The 3,001-nt window shown below is 63.3% G+C and carries 5 protein-coding genes; 3 read left to right on the top strand and 2 right to left on the bottom strand.

Translation table 11 applies throughout. The annotated features are described in order from the left end of the window. Positions 1-103: 103 nt before the first annotated feature. Positions 104-763 carry a cell division ATP-binding protein FtsE gene (gene ftsE, locus ENZ75_RS26915; RefSeq protein WP_010911739.1) on the bottom strand — a complete coding sequence of 220 codons (660 nt, stop codon included), beginning with the start codon at positions 761-763 and terminating at the stop codon, positions 104-106. Positions 764-955: 192 nt separating this feature from the next. Here ftsE and ENZ75_RS26910 point away from each other — a divergent pair, with 192 nt between their 5' ends. From ENZ75_RS26910 to ENZ75_RS26900, 3 genes are all read left to right on the top strand, one after another. After that, on the top strand, positions 956-1,600 hold the full coding sequence (locus ENZ75_RS26910) for a hypothetical protein (RefSeq protein ID WP_063169091.1): 645 nt from the start codon (positions 956-958) through the stop codon (positions 1,598-1,600). A gap of 181 nt (positions 1,601-1,781) precedes the next feature. Continuing rightward, positions 1,782-2,324, top strand: coding sequence for a hypoxanthine phosphoribosyltransferase (gene hpt, locus ENZ75_RS26905; protein ID WP_013529401.1), 543 nt, complete (start codon positions 1,782-1,784; stop codon positions 2,322-2,324). Between the two features lie 74 nt (positions 2,325-2,398). Continuing rightward, positions 2,399-2,770 (top strand): response regulator, encoded by a 372-nt coding sequence (locus ENZ75_RS26900; protein ID WP_063170346.1) that lies wholly within the window; start codon positions 2,399-2,401, stop codon positions 2,768-2,770. Here the strand turns inward: ENZ75_RS26900 and ENZ75_RS26895 are convergent. Continuing rightward, the coding region (locus ENZ75_RS26895; protein ID WP_164888026.1) for a DMT family transporter at positions 2,771-3,001 on the bottom strand (231 nt) is incomplete at its 5' end.

The raw sequence follows: 3,001 nt of genomic DNA, 5'->3' as shown, positions 1-3,001 counted from the left end.
GTTCTGCGCCGGCACGATCGGCGCCATCCTGCGCTGGGCGCGCGGCTTTGCTTCGGTCGCCTCGGCGTCCTGCTCCCTTTCCACAAAATGTTCGGCGGACAGTTCAGTCATAGATGTCCAGCCTTCCCCCGGCCAGGATCATGCGGCGCGCGTCGACCTGCTCCATCAAGCCGAGATCGTGGGTGGCGATCACCACGGCGGTGCCGAGACGGTTGAGTTCGATGAACAGCCGCAGCAGGCGTCGCGCCAGCGGCGGATCGACATTGCCGGTCGGTTCGTCGGCGAGCAGGATTTCCGGCTGCTCGATCAGCGCCCGCGCGATCGCGGCGCGCTGCTTCTCGCCACCGGACAGAACCGGCGGCAGCACATGCATGCGTTCGCCCAGCCCGACCCACTTCAACAGCTCGGTGACATCGGTGCGGTAGCTCGCCTCCTCGCGCCCGCGCACGCGCAGCGGCAGCGCGACGTTCTCATAGGTGGTCATGTGGTCGAGCAGCCGAAAATCCTGGAACACCACGCCGATCCGGCGTCTGAGATGCGGCAGCTCGGTGCGGGAAATGCGGGAGCGATCCTTGCCGAAGATGGTGATCAGCCCGCGCGTCGGCTTCAGCGACATGAACAGCAGGCGCAGCAAGGTCGTCTTGCCGGCGCCCGAAGGCCCGCTGAGGAACTGGAAGGAGCGCTCGGGAATGTGCAGGGAGATGTCGCGGAGGATTTCCGGACCCATGCCATAGCGGAGGCCGACATTTTCGAAGCGAATCAATTTCGACGACCTGAAATTCGGCACGGCAGTGAGCCGGCCTGTTCTGGGTAAAGACCATCGGCCGGCATGGTTAACCGGCGGTTAATTCCTAGGCTCTTTCGACTCGTCACGAGGGCTCCGGTGGGGAAGCGTTAACCATTTGTGTTTACGCAAAAGAAACGAAAAGCGAACACGTGCTGCAATGCTGGGGCCATGATGGCTGACGATCGAACCGCGCGCCCGGTTTCCGGCGAAATCATGACCGATCCGACGGCAATTGCCGCGGCGGACCGGTTCATGCGCGGTTCGGCCGCCGACATCGTCGATGCCGATTACGTGGTGATGCCGCGCCCTGCACCTGCCGTGGAAAGCGTTTCGCCGCTGCCGCGTGCGATCGTGATGCCACCCATCGAGGGCATGGACATGCTGCGCAAGCCCGAAGCCCCGCCGGAGCGGCCGCCAGCCTCGCGCGGCGGGCCGATCTTCTGGATCGCCGGCATCGGCGCTGCCTTGGCCGCCTTCTGGGTTTCCGGCGGGCACGCGCTGGTGCGCCAGGTGCCGTTCCTGTCCAGCGCGCAAGCGTCGGCGCTCAGCATTTCGGGCGTCACGTCACGCGTCGATGCTTCCGGACCGAACCCTGCGCTGTTCGTCGATGGCGAGGCCGCCAATGACGGCGCCAAACCGGCGCAGCTGCCGCCGCTTGAAATCCGGGTGACCGGCAATGACGGGCACATCACCCGCTATACGTTGGGGACATCCGGCCGTTCGCTGGCCTCTGGCGAAAGATTCGGCTTTGCCAGCCGGCTCGACGTGCCTAGAAACGGTGTAAGAACTGTATCGGTCACCTTCGCCGAATAGCGTGTGCTGATATTCAGGTGAGACTGGCCGCAAACGGCGGTTTCCTGCGCTTCCGGTGCTCACGTACTTCAGTACGCTCCGCTCCGGTTCTCGGAAACCACCGTTTTCGACTCAGCCTGACCTGAATCTCAACACGTGCTGGGCGTGAACGCGTTTAGGCAAGAAATCAGCGGGGCGAAAAATGCCAATTGTACGCGGCAAGGACATCGAAGTCCTGTTTTCTGCATCGGCGATCGCGCGGCGCAATCTCGAACTCGCCAAGGAGATTGCCGGACACGACTACCATGACCTCCTGGTGATCTCGGTGCTGAAGGGGTCGTTCATCTTCGCCGCAGATCTCATCCGCGCCATGCACGATGTCGGCCTGTCGCCGGAGGTCGAATTCATCTTCATCTCCAGCTATGGCGCCGGCACCAGCAGCGGCGAGGTGAGGGTGCTGCGCGACATCGACAATGAGGTCGCTGGCCGCGACGTGCTGCTGATCGACGACATTCTCGAATCGGGCAAGACGCTGAGCTTCACCCGCGAGCTGATGCTGTCGCGGGGCGCCAAGAGCTGTTCGATCGCCGTGCTGCTCGACAAGCGCATGCGCCGCCAGACCGAACTCAATGCCGATTATGTCGGCTTCGACTGCCCCGACTATTTCGTCGTCGGCTACGGCATGGATGTAGCCCATGCCTTTCGCGAGTTGCCCTTTGTCGGTGTCGTCAAAGGGGATGCCTGAGCGGCAGCAAAAAGGTTTGCTGATCCTCAGCGCTTTCAGGAAAAGTCAACTTTTGGCGGCCAAATATGCCGGCCATGGCAAAGCTTCTGATCGTCGAGGACGATGAGTCCGTCCGCACCCTGGCCGCCCGCGCGCTTGAACGCGCCGGGCACACAATCGATATCGCGGCGGATGGCGCGCAGGGGCTTGCGCTGATCCAGGCCGCGCGTGGCGGCTATGATCTCGTCGTCTCCGATATCCGCATGCCGGAGATGGACGGCATCGAGATGGCGATAGCGGCGGCGACATTGTTTCCCGCCATCAAGATCGTGCTGATGACCGGCTATGCCGACCAGCGCGAGCGCGCCGAGGAATTGAACGGCATCATCCTCGATGTCGTGCAGAAGCCTTTCACGCTGGCTGAAATCCGCTCGCGCGTCGAACGGGCGCTGATCTGCTTCGCCTGATCAGGCTGGGTCGGCGGCAGCGAGCACAGGTGGAGTACTCTTGCGCCGTTCGGTGCTGAGCGCCAGCAGGCCGGCGCCGATGATCAAGGCGGCACCGATCACGGTCGTCGACCGCGGCACCTCGGCGAAGAACAGGAAACCCCACAGCGGCGACCACAGGATGCCGGTATATTCGAAGGTGGCAACGCGGTTGGCCGGCGCCATCCGGTAAGCCTGCGACAGCAGGATCAT

The organism is Mesorhizobium sp. M7A.F.Ca.CA.002.04.1.1 (assembly GCF_004022805.1).
Lineage (GTDB): Bacteria > Pseudomonadota > Alphaproteobacteria > Rhizobiales > Rhizobiaceae > Mesorhizobium > Mesorhizobium ciceri.
This window is presented reverse-complemented; position numbering and strand designations above follow the sequence as displayed.